At 60.0% G+C, this 16,421-nt stretch carries 11 protein-coding genes; 7 read left to right on the top strand and 4 right to left on the bottom strand.

All coding sequences use genetic code 11. The annotated features are described in order from the left end of the window. Window positions 1-28 precede the first annotated feature (28 nt). The 5 genes from ISP18_RS14990 (at window position 29) to glmS (ending at window position 5,583) form a co-directional block, all read left to right on the top strand. Window positions 29-721: a DUF4398 domain-containing protein gene (locus ISP18_RS14990; RefSeq protein ID WP_380013566.1), complete on the top strand. Its 693-nt coding sequence runs from the start codon at window positions 29-31 to the stop codon at window positions 719-721. Window positions 722-732: 11 nt separating this feature from the next. Beyond that, the gene (locus ISP18_RS14985; protein ID WP_380013563.1) at window positions 733-1,356 is read left to right on the top strand and encodes a hypothetical protein; all 624 of its coding nucleotides are present in this window, start codon (window positions 733-735) and stop codon (window positions 1,354-1,356) included. Window positions 1,357-1,796: 440 nt separating this feature from the next. After that, complete coding sequence (locus tag ISP18_RS14980) at window positions 1,797-2,027, top strand: YdcH family protein (protein ID WP_380013560.1); 231 nt, start codon at window positions 1,797-1,799, stop codon at window positions 2,025-2,027. Between the two features lie 154 nt (window positions 2,028-2,181). Continuing rightward, window positions 2,182-3,552 carry a pyridoxal-phosphate dependent enzyme gene (locus tag ISP18_RS14975; RefSeq protein WP_380013557.1) on the top strand — a complete coding sequence of 457 codons (1,371 nt, stop codon included), beginning with the start codon at window positions 2,182-2,184 and terminating at the stop codon, window positions 3,550-3,552. A 201-nt stretch (window positions 3,553-3,753) separates the two neighbouring features. Continuing rightward, entirely contained in the window at window positions 3,754-5,583 is a 1,830-nt protein-coding gene (glmS, locus tag ISP18_RS14970) for a glutamine--fructose-6-phosphate transaminase (isomerizing) (RefSeq protein WP_380013554.1), read from the top strand. A gap of 96 nt (window positions 5,584-5,679) precedes the next feature. On the opposite strand, the gene ISP18_RS14965 is transcribed toward glmS, so the two are convergent. From ISP18_RS14965 to ISP18_RS14950, 4 genes are all read right to left on the bottom strand, one after another. Further along, on the bottom strand, window positions 5,680-6,678 hold the full coding sequence (locus ISP18_RS14965) for a YncE family protein (RefSeq protein ID WP_380013551.1): 999 nt from the start codon (window positions 6,676-6,678) through the stop codon (window positions 5,680-5,682). Window positions 6,679-6,754: 76 nt separating this feature from the next. Next, a complete protein-coding gene (locus ISP18_RS14960; RefSeq protein WP_380013548.1) occupies window positions 6,755-8,065 on the bottom strand; it encodes a sensor histidine kinase in 1,311 nt (436 codons plus the stop codon). Window positions 8,066-8,130: 65 nt separating this feature from the next. After that, complete coding sequence (locus ISP18_RS14955; RefSeq protein WP_380013545.1) at window positions 8,131-8,817, bottom strand: response regulator transcription factor; 687 nt, start codon at window positions 8,815-8,817, stop codon at window positions 8,131-8,133. Between the two features lie 40 nt (window positions 8,818-8,857). Then, window positions 8,858-11,470: a TonB-dependent receptor gene (locus ISP18_RS14950; protein ID WP_380013542.1), complete on the bottom strand. Its 2,613-nt coding sequence runs from the start codon at window positions 11,468-11,470 to the stop codon at window positions 8,858-8,860. Window positions 11,471-12,215: 745 nt separating this feature from the next. Here ISP18_RS14950 and ISP18_RS14945 point away from each other — a divergent pair. Together ISP18_RS14945 and ISP18_RS14940 are read left to right on the top strand one after the other, a co-directional pair. Continuing rightward, window positions 12,216-13,226, top strand: a complete 1,011-nt coding sequence (locus ISP18_RS14945; protein WP_380013539.1) for an efflux RND transporter periplasmic adaptor subunit — start codon at window positions 12,216-12,218, stop codon at window positions 13,224-13,226. A gap of 12 nt (window positions 13,227-13,238) precedes the next feature. Further along, the gene (locus ISP18_RS14940; RefSeq protein WP_380013536.1) at window positions 13,239-16,331 is read left to right on the top strand and encodes an efflux RND transporter permease subunit; all 3,093 of its coding nucleotides are present in this window, start codon (window positions 13,239-13,241) and stop codon (window positions 16,329-16,331) included. The last annotated feature ends 90 nt before the right edge of the window (window positions 16,332-16,421 follow it).

The raw sequence follows: 16,421 nt of genomic DNA, 5'->3' as shown, positions 1-16,421 counted from the left end.
CGCCTTGACGCTCCGAGAGGAATGAGTGATGGTCCACATATTTTCCCCGTTGGCGGTGCGTAAAACGCGCATCCCTGCGGTGGTGCCGGCAGTATTCCTGGCCGTGTTGCTGAGTCTGGGTGGCTGCGCAAGCGTACCTCCACCCGACAACCTGATGAACCAGGCACAAGCGCAGTTGCAAAGTGCGCGCGATGCGGGTGCCGCCGACTACGATCCCGTCGACTTCGGCTTCGCGCAGGACAAATTCCAGCAGGCCCAAATGGCCATGGCCAACCGCAAGTACGACCAAGCGGCCGACCTGGCCGACGAGTCGCGCGCGGTTGCGACGTTGGCGCGCACCAAGGCGCAGCTCGCGGCGGCACGCGCCCAAATTCAGTCCAAAATGGACGCAAACCGTCGCTTGCGAGCGCAGAACGCTGAGGCGCAGTCGGAAAACGATCAGCATTACCAGCAGCAGAAGGCCCAACTGGCCGCGCAGATGGCTGCCACGCAGCAGCAGGCCGATGGTCAGGACAACGGCGGGAATGGCGAGAACGGCGGCAATCCGGCCTCTTCGTCCAGCGCCCCCATGCCAGACGGCAGTTCGCCGCTGCCGCAGCAGGCGCCCATGCAGCAGGACATGCCGGCGCCGTCGTCCTCGGTGCTGGGCAATCCGCAGAAGGGCCAAGGTTTCCAGACCTTGCCTGACGCTGGCCAGCAGCAGAATCCGGGAGGCCAGTAATGAAAAACGTCATGCTTAAGAAATCCCGTTTGACCGCCATCGCCGTGTCGCTGTTGGCCCTGTTCGTCAGTGCGGCCGTTCAGGCACGTAAGGACGATATGGATGTCGACCGACTTACCAATACCTTGAATCAGCTGGCGGCCGATCCGGACCTCGGCACCTACGCCCAGGCCGACCAGGCGCTGGCGCGCGACGCCATCAGCCAGCTTACCCAGGCCGGTTCGCGCGAACGGCCGCATGCGCTGTACATAGCCGAGCGTCGCGTCGATCAGGCCAAGGCCGAGGCGCAGTTGCAGGCCGCCCAGCGTCAGTTCAACCAGCTCGACCAGGAAAACGCCCAGTTGCAGCTTGAGCGCAGCCGCATCGACGCCACTTCCGCGCAACAGCAGTTGGACATCCAGCGCATGCAGTACCAGCTCTCGCAGCAGGAAACCGTCCGCCTGCAGGCGCAAGGCCAGGCCGCTGCCGATCAGGCCGCCCAGGCCAAGGCCGAGGCCGATCAGGCCCGTAAGCTGGCCGCGGCGCAGAGCAAGGTGGCCGCAGCCGCTAGGCGACAAGCCGAGGCGGCGGCCAAAGCGGCCAAGGCGTTGCGGTCGCAGATGCAGGATCAGCCCCCGTCCGGTGGCGGCAAGTAGAAGTAGAGGACTCCCTCTCCCCTCCGGGGAGAGGGCTGGGGTGAGGGGCCAACCTCGCCCGATGTGTATGCCTCATGGCAAGAGCCTGAAGCACTTTGCGCATTACCAAATGGGCCTTCCTGCAAGCCTTGTCCTTCACCCAATTCTCATCCCCAGAATGAAGGGGGAGAGTTCGGGTTTTACAGGTTTTTGACTACTCCCCGCGCTCCCATGCGCCTTCCCGAGGGGTTCTTGCGCCTCCGTCGAGTGGGGAGTAGGGTCGAAGTTGCCGCGACCCTTCAGCCGTCGCGGCCTACCGACTGAACCATGCGCATACCTGCCCACGCCCTCTCATCCGTTCCCTGCATCAGGGCGGCGGGTTTTGGTCGTGCGCGTGATTTGCATTTGTTCGCGGACGCCTTGCCTGGGCGCCTGCTGTCTTACCGCGAGGAGGTTGGATCATGTTCGAAGATCAGCAGCGTGACGCTGTCGAAGCCCTGATGAAAGCCGACGCCGAGTTTCGTCGGCTCTACCAAAAACACAAAGAGCTCAACAGCAAGGTGGACAATGCCGAGATCGGCGTTCTCCCTGTTGACGACATGACCCTTACTTCGATGAAGAAAGAGAAGTTACATATCAAGGAGCGACTGCAAAGCATGTGGGATCACCGCCAAGGGCAGCCGCTCCACTGAACATCAAAACCAAAAAGCCCCGGAACGGAAACGTTCCGGGGCTTTTTTTGTTTGGATGAAGCACGACATGCGGTCTTCGCGCTCGCTCCTTCCACGCCGCGCCCGTTATGATTGCCCTTCATATCCCATCGAATACCACTCCCACGGAGCCTTCATGAAGGTCCAGCCAAGCGTCCTCGAGCTGATCGGAAACACCCCCATGGTGCGCGCTCAGCGCCTGGATACCGGGCGTTGCGAGCTGTTCCTGAAACTGGAAAGTGCGAACCCGGGTGGCTCGATCAAGGATCGCATTGGCTTGTCGATGATCGAAGGCGCGGAAAAGGCCGGCAAGATCAAGCCCGGCGCCACGCTGGTGGAAGGCACCGCCGGCAACACCGGTCTGGGGCTGGCATTAGTGGCGCAGGCGAAAGGCTATCGCCTCGTGCTGGTAGTGCCCGACAAGATGAGCCGCGAGAAGATTTTCAACCTCAAGGCGATGGGCGCCGAAGTGGTGCTTACCCGCTCGGATGTCGCTAAGGGGCATCCGGAGTACTACCAGGACATGGCCGAGCGCATCGCGCGCGAAACGCCGGGCGCGTACTTCATCAACCAGTTCGGCAACCCGGACAATCCGCGCGCGCACATCGAAACCACCGGCCCGGAAATTCTCGAACAGATGGACGGCAAGGTGGACGCTGTCGTGGTGGGCTGCGGTTCCTCTGGCACCATGACGGGGCTTTCGCAGTATTTCGACAAGACTTCGCCGAATACGGAAATCGTGCTGGCCGATCCGGTTGGCTCCATCCTTGCGCAATACATCAACGAGGGTGTGCTTTCCACCAAGTCCGGCAGTTGGATGGTGGAAGGCATTGGCGAAGATTTCCTGCCGACCATCAGTGATTTCTCGCGCGTGAAAAAAGCCTATGCCATCTCCGACAAAGAGAGCTTCCTCGCTGCGCGCGAACTGCTCGCGAAGGAAGGCATATTGGGTGGCTCATCCACCGGCACGCTGCTATCCGCGGCGTTGAAGTACTGCCGCGAGCAAACTGAGCCCAAGCGCGTGGTGACGCTGGTGTGCGACACCGGCAACAAGTATTTGTCGAAGATGTACAACGACTACTGGATGCTCGACAACGGCTTTATTGAGCGCGAGCAGCACGGTGATCTGCGCGATCTGCTGCTGCGTCCGTTCTCGCGACGCGACACCGTAGTGGTCGGCCCGAACGAACTTCTGATGACCGCATATACGCGCATGAAGTTGTACGACATCTCGCAACTTCCCGTGATGGAAGGCAGTCGCCTCGTCGGTATCCTCGACGAATCCGACGTCTTGATGCATGTACATACCGATGAAGCGCGCTTCCGCGACTCCGTGGCCACGGCGATGATCAGCGATTTGCAGATGCTCGACGTGCGTTCGCCGTTCCAGGCCCTGCTGCCCGTGTTCGAGCGCGGCCACGTCGCCATCGTGATGGATGGCGAGCAGTTTCTCGGCCTCATCACGCGTATCGACTTGCTGAATTATCTGCGCCGCAAGGTGCATTGACGATTTTCTCACTCCCCTTCCGGCAAGGATGGCGGAGGTGATGTTGGTCAAGTTTGCCTCGATGCAAATGCAGACAACGCTTTCCGTCGATAGAAGGCGGGAAGTAGTCTTGCCAACAGGAACCTAAGTGACCGAAAGCCTGTCGAAACGGCTGCTCGTCAAAGTCGCCGTCTTCACGTTGCCTGCAATAGGAAATCGACCATGTGTGGAATCGTTGCCGCCACTGCCCAGCGCGACGTCGCGCCGCTCCTGATCGCCGGCCTCAAGGCGCTGGAATATCGCGGTTACGATTCGGCCGGCCTGGCCGTGCTGGAAGGCGGCGAGCTACACCGCGTGCGCGCCAAGGGCAAAGTGCGCGAGATGGAATCGCTGTATCTCGCCGAGCCGTTCCCCGGCGGCACGGGCATCGCTCACACGCGCTGGGCCACGCACGGCGTACCCAATGAAGTGAACGCGCACCCACACATCATCGGCCGCGTCACGCTCGTGCACAACGGCATCATCGAAAACTACGCGCAGCTGCGCGAAGAACTGCAAGCAAAAGGCTACGTGTTCGCTTCCGAAACCGATACGGAAGTCATGGCAGCACTGATCGATCGGCACATCGTCGAGGGCATGAAGCTACGCGAAGCCGTGCTCGCCACCGTGCGCGAACTCGAAGGTGCCTATGCTATCGCCGTGATGAGCCGCGACGAACCCGGTCGCGTGGTTGGTGCGCGACGTGGCGCACCGCTGCTGGTGGGCGTGGGCATCGGCGAAAACTTCTTAGGTTCCGATGCGCAAGCACTGGTGCAGGTCACCAACAAGATCATCTACCTCGAAGAAGACGACGTCGTCGAGATCACCCGCGAAGGCGCGCAGGTCTATACCCTCGATGGCAAGCCGGCACAGCGCGGCATCCAGGAAAGCGAATTGTCCGCCGACGCCGTGGAGCGCGGCGAATATCGCCACTACATGCAAAAAGAAATCTTCGAGCAGCCGCACGCCGTGGCCAACACGCTCGAAGCCCGTATCGGCGCACACGGCGTACTGCCCAATATCTTCGGCATCAATGGCGATGAAATGCTGGCCAAGGTGAAAGGTCTGCACATCGTCGCCTGCGGCACCAGCTATCACGCCGGCCTGGTCGCGAAATACTGGATCGAAGATTACGCACGCCTGCCCGTCAACGTGGAAGTAGCCAGCGAATACCGCTATCGCGAAACCGTGGTGCCGGAAGGCACCTTGTTCGTCGCCATCTCGCAATCGGGCGAAACCGCCGACACGCTCGCCGCCATGCGCGAATCGCGCCGCCGCGGTTACCTCGGGACACTCGCCATCTGCAACGTGCCCGAGTCATCGGTGGTGCGCGAGGCCGATCTAAAACTGATGACGCGCGCCGGTCCTGAAATCGGCGTTGCTTCCACCAAGGCCTTCACCACCCAGCTCGCTGCGCTGGCCTTGCTGACCTTGCAGCTTGCCAAGCAACAAGGTCTGGATGATGTGCGTTATGCCGACCTCACCCAGCAACTACTCCGCCTGCCACGCACCCTCGACGAAGCGCTGAAGCTTGAACCGCAAGTGATCGAGCTCGCCGAACGTTTCGTCCACCGCCATCACGCACTGTTCCTCGGTCGCGGCGCGCATTACCCCGTAGCGCTGGAAGGCTCGCTCAAGCTCAAGGAAATCTCCTATATCCACGCCGAAGCCTATCCCGCCGGCGAACTGAAACACGGCCCGCTAGCCCTAGTCGACGAAGACATGCCCGTAGTCGCCGTCGCCCCCAACGGCCCGCTACTCGACAAACTCAAATCCAACCTGCAAGAAGTCCGCGCTCGCGGTGGTGAACTGATCGTGTTCGCGGATACCAAAGCGCAATTCGATGGCCATCCCACACGCGGCGCGGTCCTTCGCATCGATGCAGGCGGCGATTTCATCGCGCCGGCGGTATTCACCGTGCCATTGCAATTGCTCGCTTATCACGTTGCGGTGCTGCGAGGCACTGACGTGGATCAGCCGCGTAATTTGGCGAAGTCGGTGACGGTGGAATGATCCGGATGCATAGAACAGAATGCACCAGCGCATAGGCTGGCGCAGTCTGAGAGGATTGCTGCAGTGGAGCTACGCTTCCTCTCTATGCAGAAAGCGTTACTTCCCGCTAACCACAAGTAGCGTGAACCCGCTAACCGGCTTGCCTCTCTCAGCGACCTTCGCACCTACGAGATAGATCGTATTCGATGCGGAATCGAGCGCCATGGTGCGAGCACTCTTCATGGTCGGCACGTCCGCGAGCTTGGAATACTTATCTGCGGAGTCTTGATGGATGATGTTCAGCACACCGGTGCGGCTGGAGCTGAAGACTTCGTGCCGTTGTGCATCGTAGCCGGCTGCATCGGGCTGCTTGTCGACTGGGATTTTTGCCACTTGATGCCCATCGTTGGCGTCGGTAACGATCATCCAACCGTTTGCGCACACGGAGAATAGCCGCTTGTTCGCGGCATCCAGCGCGAGTCCCGTGGGGCCTTCGCAGGGTGCGAGCGACCAGGTCTGCAGTACTTTGCCGGCCTTGATGTCGACGTGCGCCAGTTCGCCTTTGTCTTCGATGTTGAGGTAGACGTTACCTTGGCCGTCGCTCACGGCGAATTCGGGGTTGCCGTCCAGTGGGATAGTTGCCAGCTCTTTCCCCTGTGCGGGATCGATAATGCTGATGTTGTTGCTGTCACCATTCATGGTGAGCACATGCTGTGTCGCGGGCTCGTAGATGATGGCATCGGGGTCTTTCCCGCTGACAGGAATACTGCTAAGTACCTTGAGCGTGTTCAGGTCGACTACGCTGACGTCGTTGCCATGACCGTTGCTGACGTAGGCGCGATGCAGATCGTTCACTAGCGCAACGCCGTGCACATGCTTCATGCCCGGGATTTCCTGCAGAAGCTTTCCGCTGGCCGCATCGACGACCATCACGCGGTCGTCGCGTGCAATGAAAAGGCGATGCGTCGGCGCGTCCAGGCTCAGGTAATCCCAGCCTCCCGTTCCACCGAGTGCATGTTGCTGGGTGAGTTTGTAGGTGCTCGATGCCTGCTCGGCACCCAGGGCGGATGCGCTCAGCAAGCCGGCTACGATCAGAGTCCATGCGAGTTTTTTCATCTTGTTACCCCTTGACGGTCTTAAGTTGTTTTCAAGCTGTCAACATCGAAACAGTTATAGCGATGCGTGAGCACGACTATTCGTTTCGCCCTTCTATAAAATCCAATTGCACACGCAATCCCGGTTTGGCGTCGTCGAGTGTCAGCGCGATCCCATGCAGGTCGGCGATCGCCGCGACCAGCGCCAAGCCCAAGCCGCTTCCTGGCGAAGTGCGTGAAGCTTCCAGACGTACGAATCGTTTCAAAACCCTGGTCCGATCTTCGACCGGAATGCCGGGTCCTGCATCTTCGATGACAACCCGGTAGCCATGATCCGCCATGCTCAGTTTCAACGCTACGGGTGTTCCTCGTGGCGTGTGGTGCAGTGCGTTTTCCAATACATTGACGAACATCTGGGTAAGCAACAGAGCGTCGCCGTGGACATGCGCGTCGGGAGCGATCTCTGCGTTGAGCACACGATGCTCGTTCTCCAGCACTGGGCGGTAGTCGTCGACGAGACTTTCCAGCAGACGGGATAGCCCAACGTACGTGAAGCCAGCGCGTCGCTGGCGGCTTTCGATCTTGGCGATACGCAGCAGCGCGGCGAATGTCTCGAGCACTCTGTCAGCATCTGCCAAGGCCCGCTCGCAGGCCTTGCCGTAATCTTCCATGCTCTTGGCTTCACTCGTCGCCGCCTCCAACCGCTGTCGCATATGCGTCAGCGGCGTGCGTAGGTCGTGAGCGATGTCGTTGGAGACTTGGCGCAAGCCTTCCACCAAGCTCTGGATCCGCTCCAGCATGCTGTTCAGCGCAAACGCCAGGCGATCGAATTCGTCGCTGCGGCCCGTCACCGGAACGCGCGTGCCGAGATCGCCCGCCGCGATGCGCGCCGCAGCCACGGCAATCGCTTCGACACGGCGCAAATAGCCGCCCGCCGTCACCATGCCGCCAGCCAAGGCGAGCAGCACAGCAGCCAGGCCTGCCCAGGTGAAAGCGCTCTTGAATAGGGTGTCCAGGTCATCGACGCTCGCCAGGTCGCGCCCCACCACCAGCATGCTGCCGTCTTCCAGCACCGTCCCTAGTACCAGAATGCGGCGTACGGCATCCGTGTCTTTGCGCGGCTCACGCTGTTCGAGCGTGGTCCAGCCCGCAGCAGGCTCGTTGAGAAGATCCCCGGCAATCAGGTCTCGATGGGCACTGAACAAGCTGTAATCGAAGGGGTTTTTCGGCACCTGATGCAGCGCGCGCTGCACCGATGCCGGGCGCCTGCTTGCAGGGAGGGAGGCCATTTCTCCGGTCTCGTCGGTAATCGCTTGCCGCAGTTGGTTCTCGATGTAGTGGCGAGCCGCCAGCCAGGAAACGAGAAAAAGCATCAGCGCAATCAGTGCAAACAACAGCGCCTGCAGCATCGCTAGGCGAAACGCCGCGCTACGAAGAAGTTGCGCGCTACCGTAAATGCGCAAGCCCGATGGCATCAGCGGCTCTGCTTCGTGGATAACACGTACCCTTCGCCTCTTACCGTGCGGAGCATTTGCGGCCCGAGGAAATCTCTCTCGATTTTGCTGCGGAGTCTACAGACATGGGTATCGACCAGATTTGTGTGAGGCGACGATTGAAAGCCCCAGACATGTTCGAGCAGCATCGCACGCGTCACCACTTCGTCAGCGTGTAGCGCGAGATATTTCAGCAAATCCCATTCGCGTGGTTGCAAATGGATCACCCGCCCAGCCCGGGAGACGCGCTGGGCGATGAGATCAAGCTCCAGATTCCCCACACGAAGGAACGTCGTTGCATTCGTATGCGCGGTGCGGCGCGATATCGCGTTGAGCCGCGCGATCAGCTCGCTCAACGCAAACGGTTTGCCGAGATAATCGTCGGCGCCGGCCTCCATACCTTCGATGCGAGCATCCACGTCGCCCAGGGCGGTAAGCAAGAGCACTCTTGCATGCGTACCCCCCACGCGAAGGCTTCTCAGCACGCTCATGCCATCCAGTACGGGCAGCATCCGGTCGAGCACGATCACGTCGTAATCGTGCTCGCTGGCGCGCAACAGTCCTTCGTTGCCGTCGCCGCTCTCGTCTACCGAATGCCCCCGAACCTTCAGGCCGGCGGAAACATACGATCGGGTGTCAACATCGTCTTCAACCAACAGTATTTTCATACCAGCGTGCTCGACTGCGGCGGGGCTTGTCTGCGTCCGGTCAGAATTGGAAGCGGATCCCTGCCAGATAGGTTACATCGTAAAACTCACGCTGGATGGGGCGATCGGGGGTTCCTTGGTAAAACGCATGCGGCGTATTCAGCAGATTCTTGACGGAAAAGTAAATCGACCAGTTTTCCGGAAATTCATAGCTGGCGCTGAAGTCCATGGAGGTACGGGAGGCGTTGAAGATATCGCTGCTGCGATCGGTACCGATGGCGAACAGGTCCGACGAGACTGAATAAGCGGCCAGATTCACCGAAAAGCCCGCGCGCTTGTAGAACAGCGAGGCGTTCCAGGTGTTCTTGGACGTGGAAGGCAGCAGCGAGTACTCGCCCGGACGGATTTCGAAGCGCGAATCCACCCAAGTGTAGTTGGCGCCTGCGCCCAGGCCCTGCAGCCAATCCGGCAGGCCCTGGAACTGCTGATTCCAGTTGAGCTCTAGGCCGCGCACAAAGGACGAACCAGCGTTCTTGTACGTGAATACGCGCAGAGGCTGCGAGTTGCCCGGGAACAGGCTGTTGTCGAACGCCTGAGTGGTCTGGACCGGAACGATGTAGTTGGAGATTTCCTTGTCGAACACGCCCACTGACACGATGCCTGCGCCCGGCAAGTACTTCTCGAAATCCGCATCGATGCTGTTGGCGGTCGCCGGCTTCAGGTTGGCGTTGCCCGTCTGGACGATGCCTGAGCCCAGGTCGACCGTCAGCGACGGATTAGCCTGGTTGAAGCCGGGGCGCGCGATGGTCGAGGAGTAGGCCACGCGCACCTGCATATCGTCGCCCAAGGCGTAGCGGAACTGCAGGCTGGGGAAGATATTGTGATAGTTGTGCCGAGTGCTGATCGGGTTGGCGAAATTGTTGCCCGCCGCATCCACGCCGGCCGAGAACGCATTGCTCCTGTCGCGCGTCTCTTCGTAGCGCACGCCGCCGAGGATGCCGAGGTTGCCGTAAGTGCCCAAGTATTCGCCGTAGCCGGCGTAGATGTCCTCGTGCGCGTCCAGGAACTGCTCCTCGGCGCTCAGTACTTGATTCGGCCCGATCGTGCCGTAGCCGAAGATCTGCTGCAGCACGCTCGGGGCGATGTCTACGCCGTTCTGGTAAAGGCCACCGTAATACGTCTCGTTCGGTCCGCCCGCCACCTGCGACAGCGGGATCGGCGTGGTGTTGACGTTGTACGGCTGCGCGGTGGTCTGCTTGTGGCGCTGGCGGATGCTGATGCCGAAATTGAGCGACTCGTCCGTCAGGCTGCCCCAGTTGACCGCCGTCTTGGAGTTGACGGCGTAGCTCCACTCACGGTCGAAGTTGTAGGCCGTGCTGTTGTTGATGGACGACAGCGTGTAATTGGCTGGATCCAGGTAACCGGGCAGGCCGGTGATGGTGTACGCCGGCACGTGGCCCGGCCCGGTGTTGTTGTAGGTGATCAGGCCTTGCGATCCGGCCGGCGCATTGTAGGTAAAGGTGGAGTTGTAGTCGTACGGCTTCTTGTAGGTGCCTTCCACGTACGCCACGTGATAGTCGATGTTCGTATCGCCCACCTCGTCCTGGCCGCCCAGCATGTAGAAATGCTCTTTGGAGGTTTCCTGCTCATCGCGCAGCGACTTGGTGATGGCCGTCGAGGAGTTCAGCGTATCTTGCAGCTGGCCATTCGGCAGCACGGTGGTGTTGCCGTCCGGGAATATGTCAGTGAACTGGCGTACGTAGTATTCCGTATAGCCCGCCTCGAACGCGCGGAAGTACCACTGGTTCTCATCGTCGAGCTTGTAGCCCATGTCCACCGCATAGCCGTGGCGCTGGCGATGCAGCTCATAGTCGCGCTGTTCGATGTCGTTCACCGCTTGATACGGGTGGGCGCTGTCGTTGAAGTACGCCGGCTCCACGTCATCGATGCCGCGTCCATCGTTGTGCTTGGAAGCGGTTACGCTGATCCAGAAGTTATTGAAACGGCCGCCGCCGGTGAGCGAAAAGTTGGTTACGCCTGTGCCCCTGAGCGGCTCATAGCCGCCGCCGATATCGCCTTCGAGGAAGCTGCCCTGTTCATCGGGGGCCGTCTTGGGCAGCACTTCGATCGTTCCGCCCAGCGCTTCGGCATCCTGGCTCGGCAGGTTGGACTTGGTGACGTTGATCGCACCGATGAAACCGGTGGGAATGGAATCGAGCGCCACGCCGCGATAGCCGCCGAATGGCGATGCATTGTTGGTGGGCAGCAAGCGCACACCGGCGTACGTGGTGCTGTTCAAGTCGGCATCGAGGCCGCGGATGTTGACATAACGGCCCTCGCCCTCATCCGTTTCCAATGAAATACCCGGAATGCGTCGCACCGCTTCGGCCGTGTTCACATCTGGTAGCGCGTGGATCTCGTCGCCGGTGCGAATGTTGATCAGGTTCGGCGCGTTTTCCTGGGTCAAGCGAGCCATTTCTTCGGTGGTGCGAGGCGCAACCACATGGACGCCCTGCAAGTCTTTGACCTTCTTCTTGCCATCCTTGCTGGGTTCGTCTTCCTTATCGGGCTGCGCCGGGGTGGAGGCGCTATTGTTCGTCGGTCCATGATCGCCTGCTGCTACCGTGCTTTGGGCCCATACACAAGTCGGCACACACAGTGCGCCAAGACTCATCGAAATTGCGTAGTTGAGCAGGGTCTTACGTAACGCTGACGATTGCATTGAAGCGAGCCTCGATTTTGAAAAAAAGCCTCTCGCGACGCATGCAAAGGCATGCGTCGAAGCGGAAGTTCCTAGACTCGTTCAAACTAGGCGTCGGATATGACGTTTTTGTTGCTTACGATTGACGATGCAGTAAGGCTTGTCTCGGAAGACCACGCAGATCACGACATCGTCACGTTTCGGCAGCGGCGGTATCACTCGCATCCCTAGGAGTTTCAGGCATGCGCGCGCTCGGGCTCAGATGCTGTATGGCCTTCCGAATCGGGTAACGCTTTCCTCGCGGCTTGATTAGCGTCGAGTCTCAGCTATGCCTTGTCGTCATTCCGGCGAAGGCCGGAATCCAGTGCAAATATGCGTCCGAAGGACACAAAAGCGGTTTTGAGTGCTTCGCACGTCGTATTCAGACTGGATTCCGGCCTTCGCCGGAATGACGAGCGGCAAGCTTGGAACCCAGCCGAGACTCAACGCTAATCAGGCCGTCGCAGAGGGGCCGGTACTTCTTGCCGACCTAACCTAACGGTAAGTTTTTGCCAGTAGGCTTGATGTCTTAGGTCTGCCTTACTGGGGATGGCGTATTGTGAGAAAACCGTGGGTACTGGTAGCGGTCTGCATCCTGCTATGCATCGGGTGGTACTTCTATCGGTCCAGATCGCCTTCATCATCCGCGTCTGCAACGGCAACGCTCTCAGCGGTACCCGTGATCGTCGCCCCAGTCGAACGGCGAGATGCACCCAGGGTGTTACCCGCCATCGGAACCGTTCAGGCCTTCAACACGGTTTTGGTGCGGCCTCGCGTGGACGGCACGCTCGATCAGGTGGCGTTTGTGGAAGGCCAGCGGGTTCATCGCGGTGATCTCTTGGCGCAAATCGATCCCCGGCCATTCGAGACGCAGTTGCACGCTGCCGTGGCGCAGAAGGCGCACGATGCCGCGCAGCTCGCTAACGTCGAGCGCGACCTCACACGCTTTTCATATCTGGCTAGCCAGAAAATCTATCCGCAGCAGCAGCTCGATAGCGCCCGTGCCCAGGCTGAAGAGCTTAAGGCCACTGTGGCCTTGGATCAGGCAAATATCGACAACGCAAGCGTTCAACTCGGCTACGCCACCATCCGAGCACCGCTGGACGGCCTCACCGGTGCGCGTCTGGTCGATGCGGGCAACATGGTCCACGCTACCGACACGACCGGCCTGGTGATGATCACGCAGATCCATCCTATATTCGTGAGCTTCACCTTGCCGCAGGACGCGTTGCCGGCGCTGCTGGCAGGGCGCAGCCAGGCACCGGTCGAAGTGATCGCGCAAAACCGCGATGGGAGCCAGACGCTGGATAAAGGCGTGTTGAGCCTGATCGACAATCAGATCGATGCGACAACGGGCACGATTCATTGCAAGGCGACCTTCGACAATGCTCATGAGACCTTGTGGCCCGGTCAATTTGTGGCTTTGCGTGTCGTGCTAGGTATAGATCACGGAGCCTTGACGGTCCCGTCCACGGCCGTGCAGCAAGGGTCGAACGGCAACTACGTCTTCGTGCTCATGCCGGACGATACGGTGGCGCTGCGCAATGTCGAGGTCGCATCCACCGCCGACAATCAAAGCGTGATCGCGCGAGGCATCGCCCAAGGCGATCGTGTCGTGGTCGAAGGCCAGTTCAAGCTCGAGGATGGGACGCACGTTCATGTTGTCGACGCCCCCTCTCATGGCCATTGACCGGACCGAGCCATGAGATCGCTCAACATCTCGTCGATCTTCATCCGCCGCCCCGTCGCTACCTCGCTCCTGATGATCGGCATCCTGTTTCTGGGGGCCATCAGCTACACCCAGCTCCCGATTGCCGGCGTGCCGCAGGTAGACATACCCACCATCAGCATCAGTACGGACTTGCCAGGAGCGAGCGCCGAGACGATGGCCACGGCGGTCACTGCACCGCTGGAGCGGGCGCTGTCGATCATGCCAGGCGTCACTGAAATGACGTCGACCAGTTCGCTGGGATCGAGCTCGATCGACGTCCAGTTCGATCTGTCGCGCAGCGTGGATAGTGCGGCTCTGGATGTGCAATCGGCGATCAATGCCGCTGCTGGCGACCTTCCCAAAACCCTGCCTCATCCACCCACCTTCGAGAAGGCCAATCCTGCCGATGCACTGCTGATGACGATCGCGGTGTACTCGGACCTCATCCCCATCGCCAAGGTGGACGACTATGTAGAGAACTATCTGGCGCCCGAGATCGCCCGCGTCCATGGCGTCGGAGTAGTGGACTATCACGGGCAGCAAAAACCAGCGGTGCGGGTGCGGGTTAATCCCGACGCCATCGCAGCGCTTGGCCTGAGCTTGGAGGATGTTCGCGCAGCGATTGGCACGGCTACGTCGAACTCTCCAAAAGGCACCTTGAACGGTGCGCATCAAGCTGTGACGCTCGATGCGAGCGACCAGATCGTCGATGCAGCCAGCTATGCCACGCTCATCGTGGCGTATCGAAACGGTGCCCCGGTTCGTCTGCGCGATATTGCCAGTGTGGTCCCGAGCGTCGAGGACATCCGGCAAAGCGCGTGGTTCAAAGGGCATCAGGCGGTCATGGTCGATGTGCACAAGCAGATCGGCTTCAACATCAACCAGACGGTCGACGCGATCAAGGCGGAACTGCCGCGCCTGACACATGACTTGCCGGCATCGGTCCATCTGCAGGTGCTTGGTGACCGCACGCAAACGATCCGTGCCTCCGTCACCGATCTCCAGTTCACCTTGTTTCTGAGTATTTTTCTGGTTGTCGCCGTGGTGTACGCGTTCTTGCGCGACCTGCGGGCCACGCTCATTCCTGCCATCACCATACCGTTGTCCTTGCTAGGCACCATCGCTGTGATGAATGTGCTCGGCTACAGCCTGGACAACGTCTCGCTAATGGCCTTGACCGTGGTGATTGGCTTCGTCGTCGACGATGCCATCGTCATGCTGGAAAACATTCTCAGGCATATCGAAAACGGTGAGGAGCCGCTGGATGCAGCGCTGAAAGGATCCGGTGAAATTGCCTTCACCATCATGTCCATGACGCTTTCGCTGGTCGCCGTCTTCATCCCGCTGCTGTTCATGGGCGGTCTGGTGGGGCGGCTATTTCGCGAATTCTCGGTCACCGCGGGCGTCGCGATCCTTATCTCGGGAGCGATATCGCTCACCCTCACGCCAACGCTATGCGCGCGCTTCCTCAATCGCCAGACGGCGCACGGACGCGGCCACTTTCATCACGTCGCGGAAGTCTTCTTCAATCACCTGCAGGACATCTACGCCAAGGGCCTCCGACGCGCCCTCGCGCACCCAAGGCTGATGCTCGCGGTTGCCGTCGCGACCATGGCCGGTACCGTCTTCATGTACGTCGTCATTCCGAAGGGCTTCTTTCCGCAGCAGGACAATGGGTTGATTGCGGGCGTCACAGAGGCGTCGCAAGACATCTCCTATCCGGCGATGGTCGAGCGGATGCATGCGCTTGCCGCGGTGGTCGAACGTGATCCGGCGATCGAGCATGTCTACTACTGGGTGGAAGGCGACCCGTCGATCAACATCGGCCGCCTGATGATTGATTTGAAGCCTTTCGGCGAGCGTTCGATCTCGGTGTACGACGTTATCAATCGCCTCCGTCCGCAAGTTGCCAAGGTGCCGGGTATTTCCCTCTCGCTGCAGGCACGCCAGGACCTGCAAATTGGCGCGCGTGTGAGCAAATCGCAGTTTCAGTACACCCTGCGCGACGTCAATCTGGTCGAGTTGCGACAATGGGCACCGATCATGCTCAAGGCACTGCGCGAGGTACCGGTCATTCAAGATGTCGAGGCCGACCTCGAACCGGTCGCCCCTCAACTGAAGGCGGTGTTTGACCGCGACACCATGAGCCGGCTCGGCGTGACGCCGCAGTTGATCGATGACACCTTGAACGACGCCTTCGGTCAGCGCCAGGTTGCTAACTATTACACGCAGCTCAACGTATACCGCGTCGTGCTCGAGGTCGATCCGCGATACCAGCTGGACGAAAACGCCCTGCGTCGACTTTACCTAACCGGGGACGACGCAAAGCAGGTGCCGTTATCGTCATTCATCAGCTTGGAGCACACGTCGGCACCGCTCACGGTCAATCACGACGGCCAGTTTCCTGCTGTGACGCTTTCATTCAACCTCGCAGCGGGGCATTCGTTGAGCGAGGCGGTGGACGCCATTGACGCGAAAGGAACAGAGATTGGAAAGCCTCCCGGCCTCACCGCGACGTTCCAGGGTTCTGCGCAAGCATTCAAAGCATCGCTCGCGAATCAACCGCTGCTCATTGCGGCAGCCATCCTTGCGATCTACATCATTCTTGGCATGCTCTACGAAAGCTATGTGCATCCATTGACGATCTTGTCCACGCTGCCGTCGGCAGGTATCGGCGCGCTCGGAGCGTTGATGCTGTTGCACGACGACTTCTCGCTGATTGCCTTGATTGGCGTGATTCTCTTGATCGGTATCGTCAAGAAGAACGGCATCATGATGGTCGACTTTGCCATCGCCGCAGAGACGGAACGCGGCTTGACGCCCGAGCAGGCAATCTACGAGGCATCGCTGCTGCGTTTTCGGCCCATTATGATGACGACGATGGCCGCCCTGTTGGGTGCGCTGCCACTTGCGTTCGGATCAGGCGCTGGCGCGGAGCTGCGGCGCCCATTGGGCGTCGCCATTGTCGGTGGCTTGCTTATTTCGCAGATACTCACGCTTTACACCACGCCAGTGATCTATCTCTTTCTTGACCGCATACGCATGTACGGGTTACGCCACCGAGATCAGCTCAGGGAAGCCTGAACAAATCGCTTCCTGATTAGTGCCGAACCTCAGCTATCCCGCTTTTTGCTCGTCATCCCAGCGAAAGCTGGGATCCAGCGCCTTTCAAAC

Source organism: Dyella humi (assembly GCF_044904605.1).
GTDB classification, from domain to species: Bacteria; Pseudomonadota; Gammaproteobacteria; order Xanthomonadales; family Rhodanobacteraceae; genus Dyella_B; species Dyella_B humi.
The sequence above is the reverse complement of the archived record's forward strand: the minus strand, read 5'-3'. Positions and strand labels throughout refer to the sequence as shown.

What these genes read in the sequence shown, in the direction of transcription:
- ISP18_RS14990 (WP_380013566.1), top strand. Translation starts at nt 29, where the DNA reads ATGGTCCACATATTTTCCCCGTTGGCGGTGCGTAAAACGCGCATCCCT.
- ISP18_RS14985 (WP_380013563.1), top strand. Translation starts at nt 733, where the DNA reads ATGCTTAAGAAATCCCGTTTGACCGCCATCGCCGTGTCGCTGTTGGCC.
- ISP18_RS14980 (WP_380013560.1), top strand. Translation starts at nt 1,797, where the DNA reads ATGTTCGAAGATCAGCAGCGTGACGCTGTCGAAGCCCTGATGAAAGCC.
- ISP18_RS14975 (WP_380013557.1), top strand. Translation starts at nt 2,182, where the DNA reads ATGAAGGTCCAGCCAAGCGTCCTCGAGCTGATCGGAAACACCCCCATG.
- glmS (WP_380013554.1), top strand. Translation starts at nt 3,754, where the DNA reads ATGTGTGGAATCGTTGCCGCCACTGCCCAGCGCGACGTCGCGCCGCTC.
- ISP18_RS14965 (WP_380013551.1), bottom strand. Translation starts at nt 6,678, where the DNA reads ATGAAAAAACTCGCATGGACTCTGATCGTAGCCGGCTTGCTGAGCGCA.
- ISP18_RS14960 (WP_380013548.1), bottom strand. Translation starts at nt 8,065, where the DNA reads ATGCTGCAGGCGCTGTTGTTTGCACTGATTGCGCTGATGCTTTTTCTC.
- ISP18_RS14955 (WP_380013545.1), bottom strand. Translation starts at nt 8,817, where the DNA reads ATGAAAATACTGTTGGTTGAAGACGATGTTGACACCCGATCGTATGTT.
- ISP18_RS14950 (WP_380013542.1), bottom strand. Translation starts at nt 11,470, where the DNA reads ATGAGTCTTGGCGCACTGTGTGTGCCGACTTGTGTATGGGCCCAAAGC.
- ISP18_RS14940 (WP_380013536.1), top strand. Translation starts at nt 13,239, where the DNA reads ATGAGATCGCTCAACATCTCGTCGATCTTCATCCGCCGCCCCGTCGCT.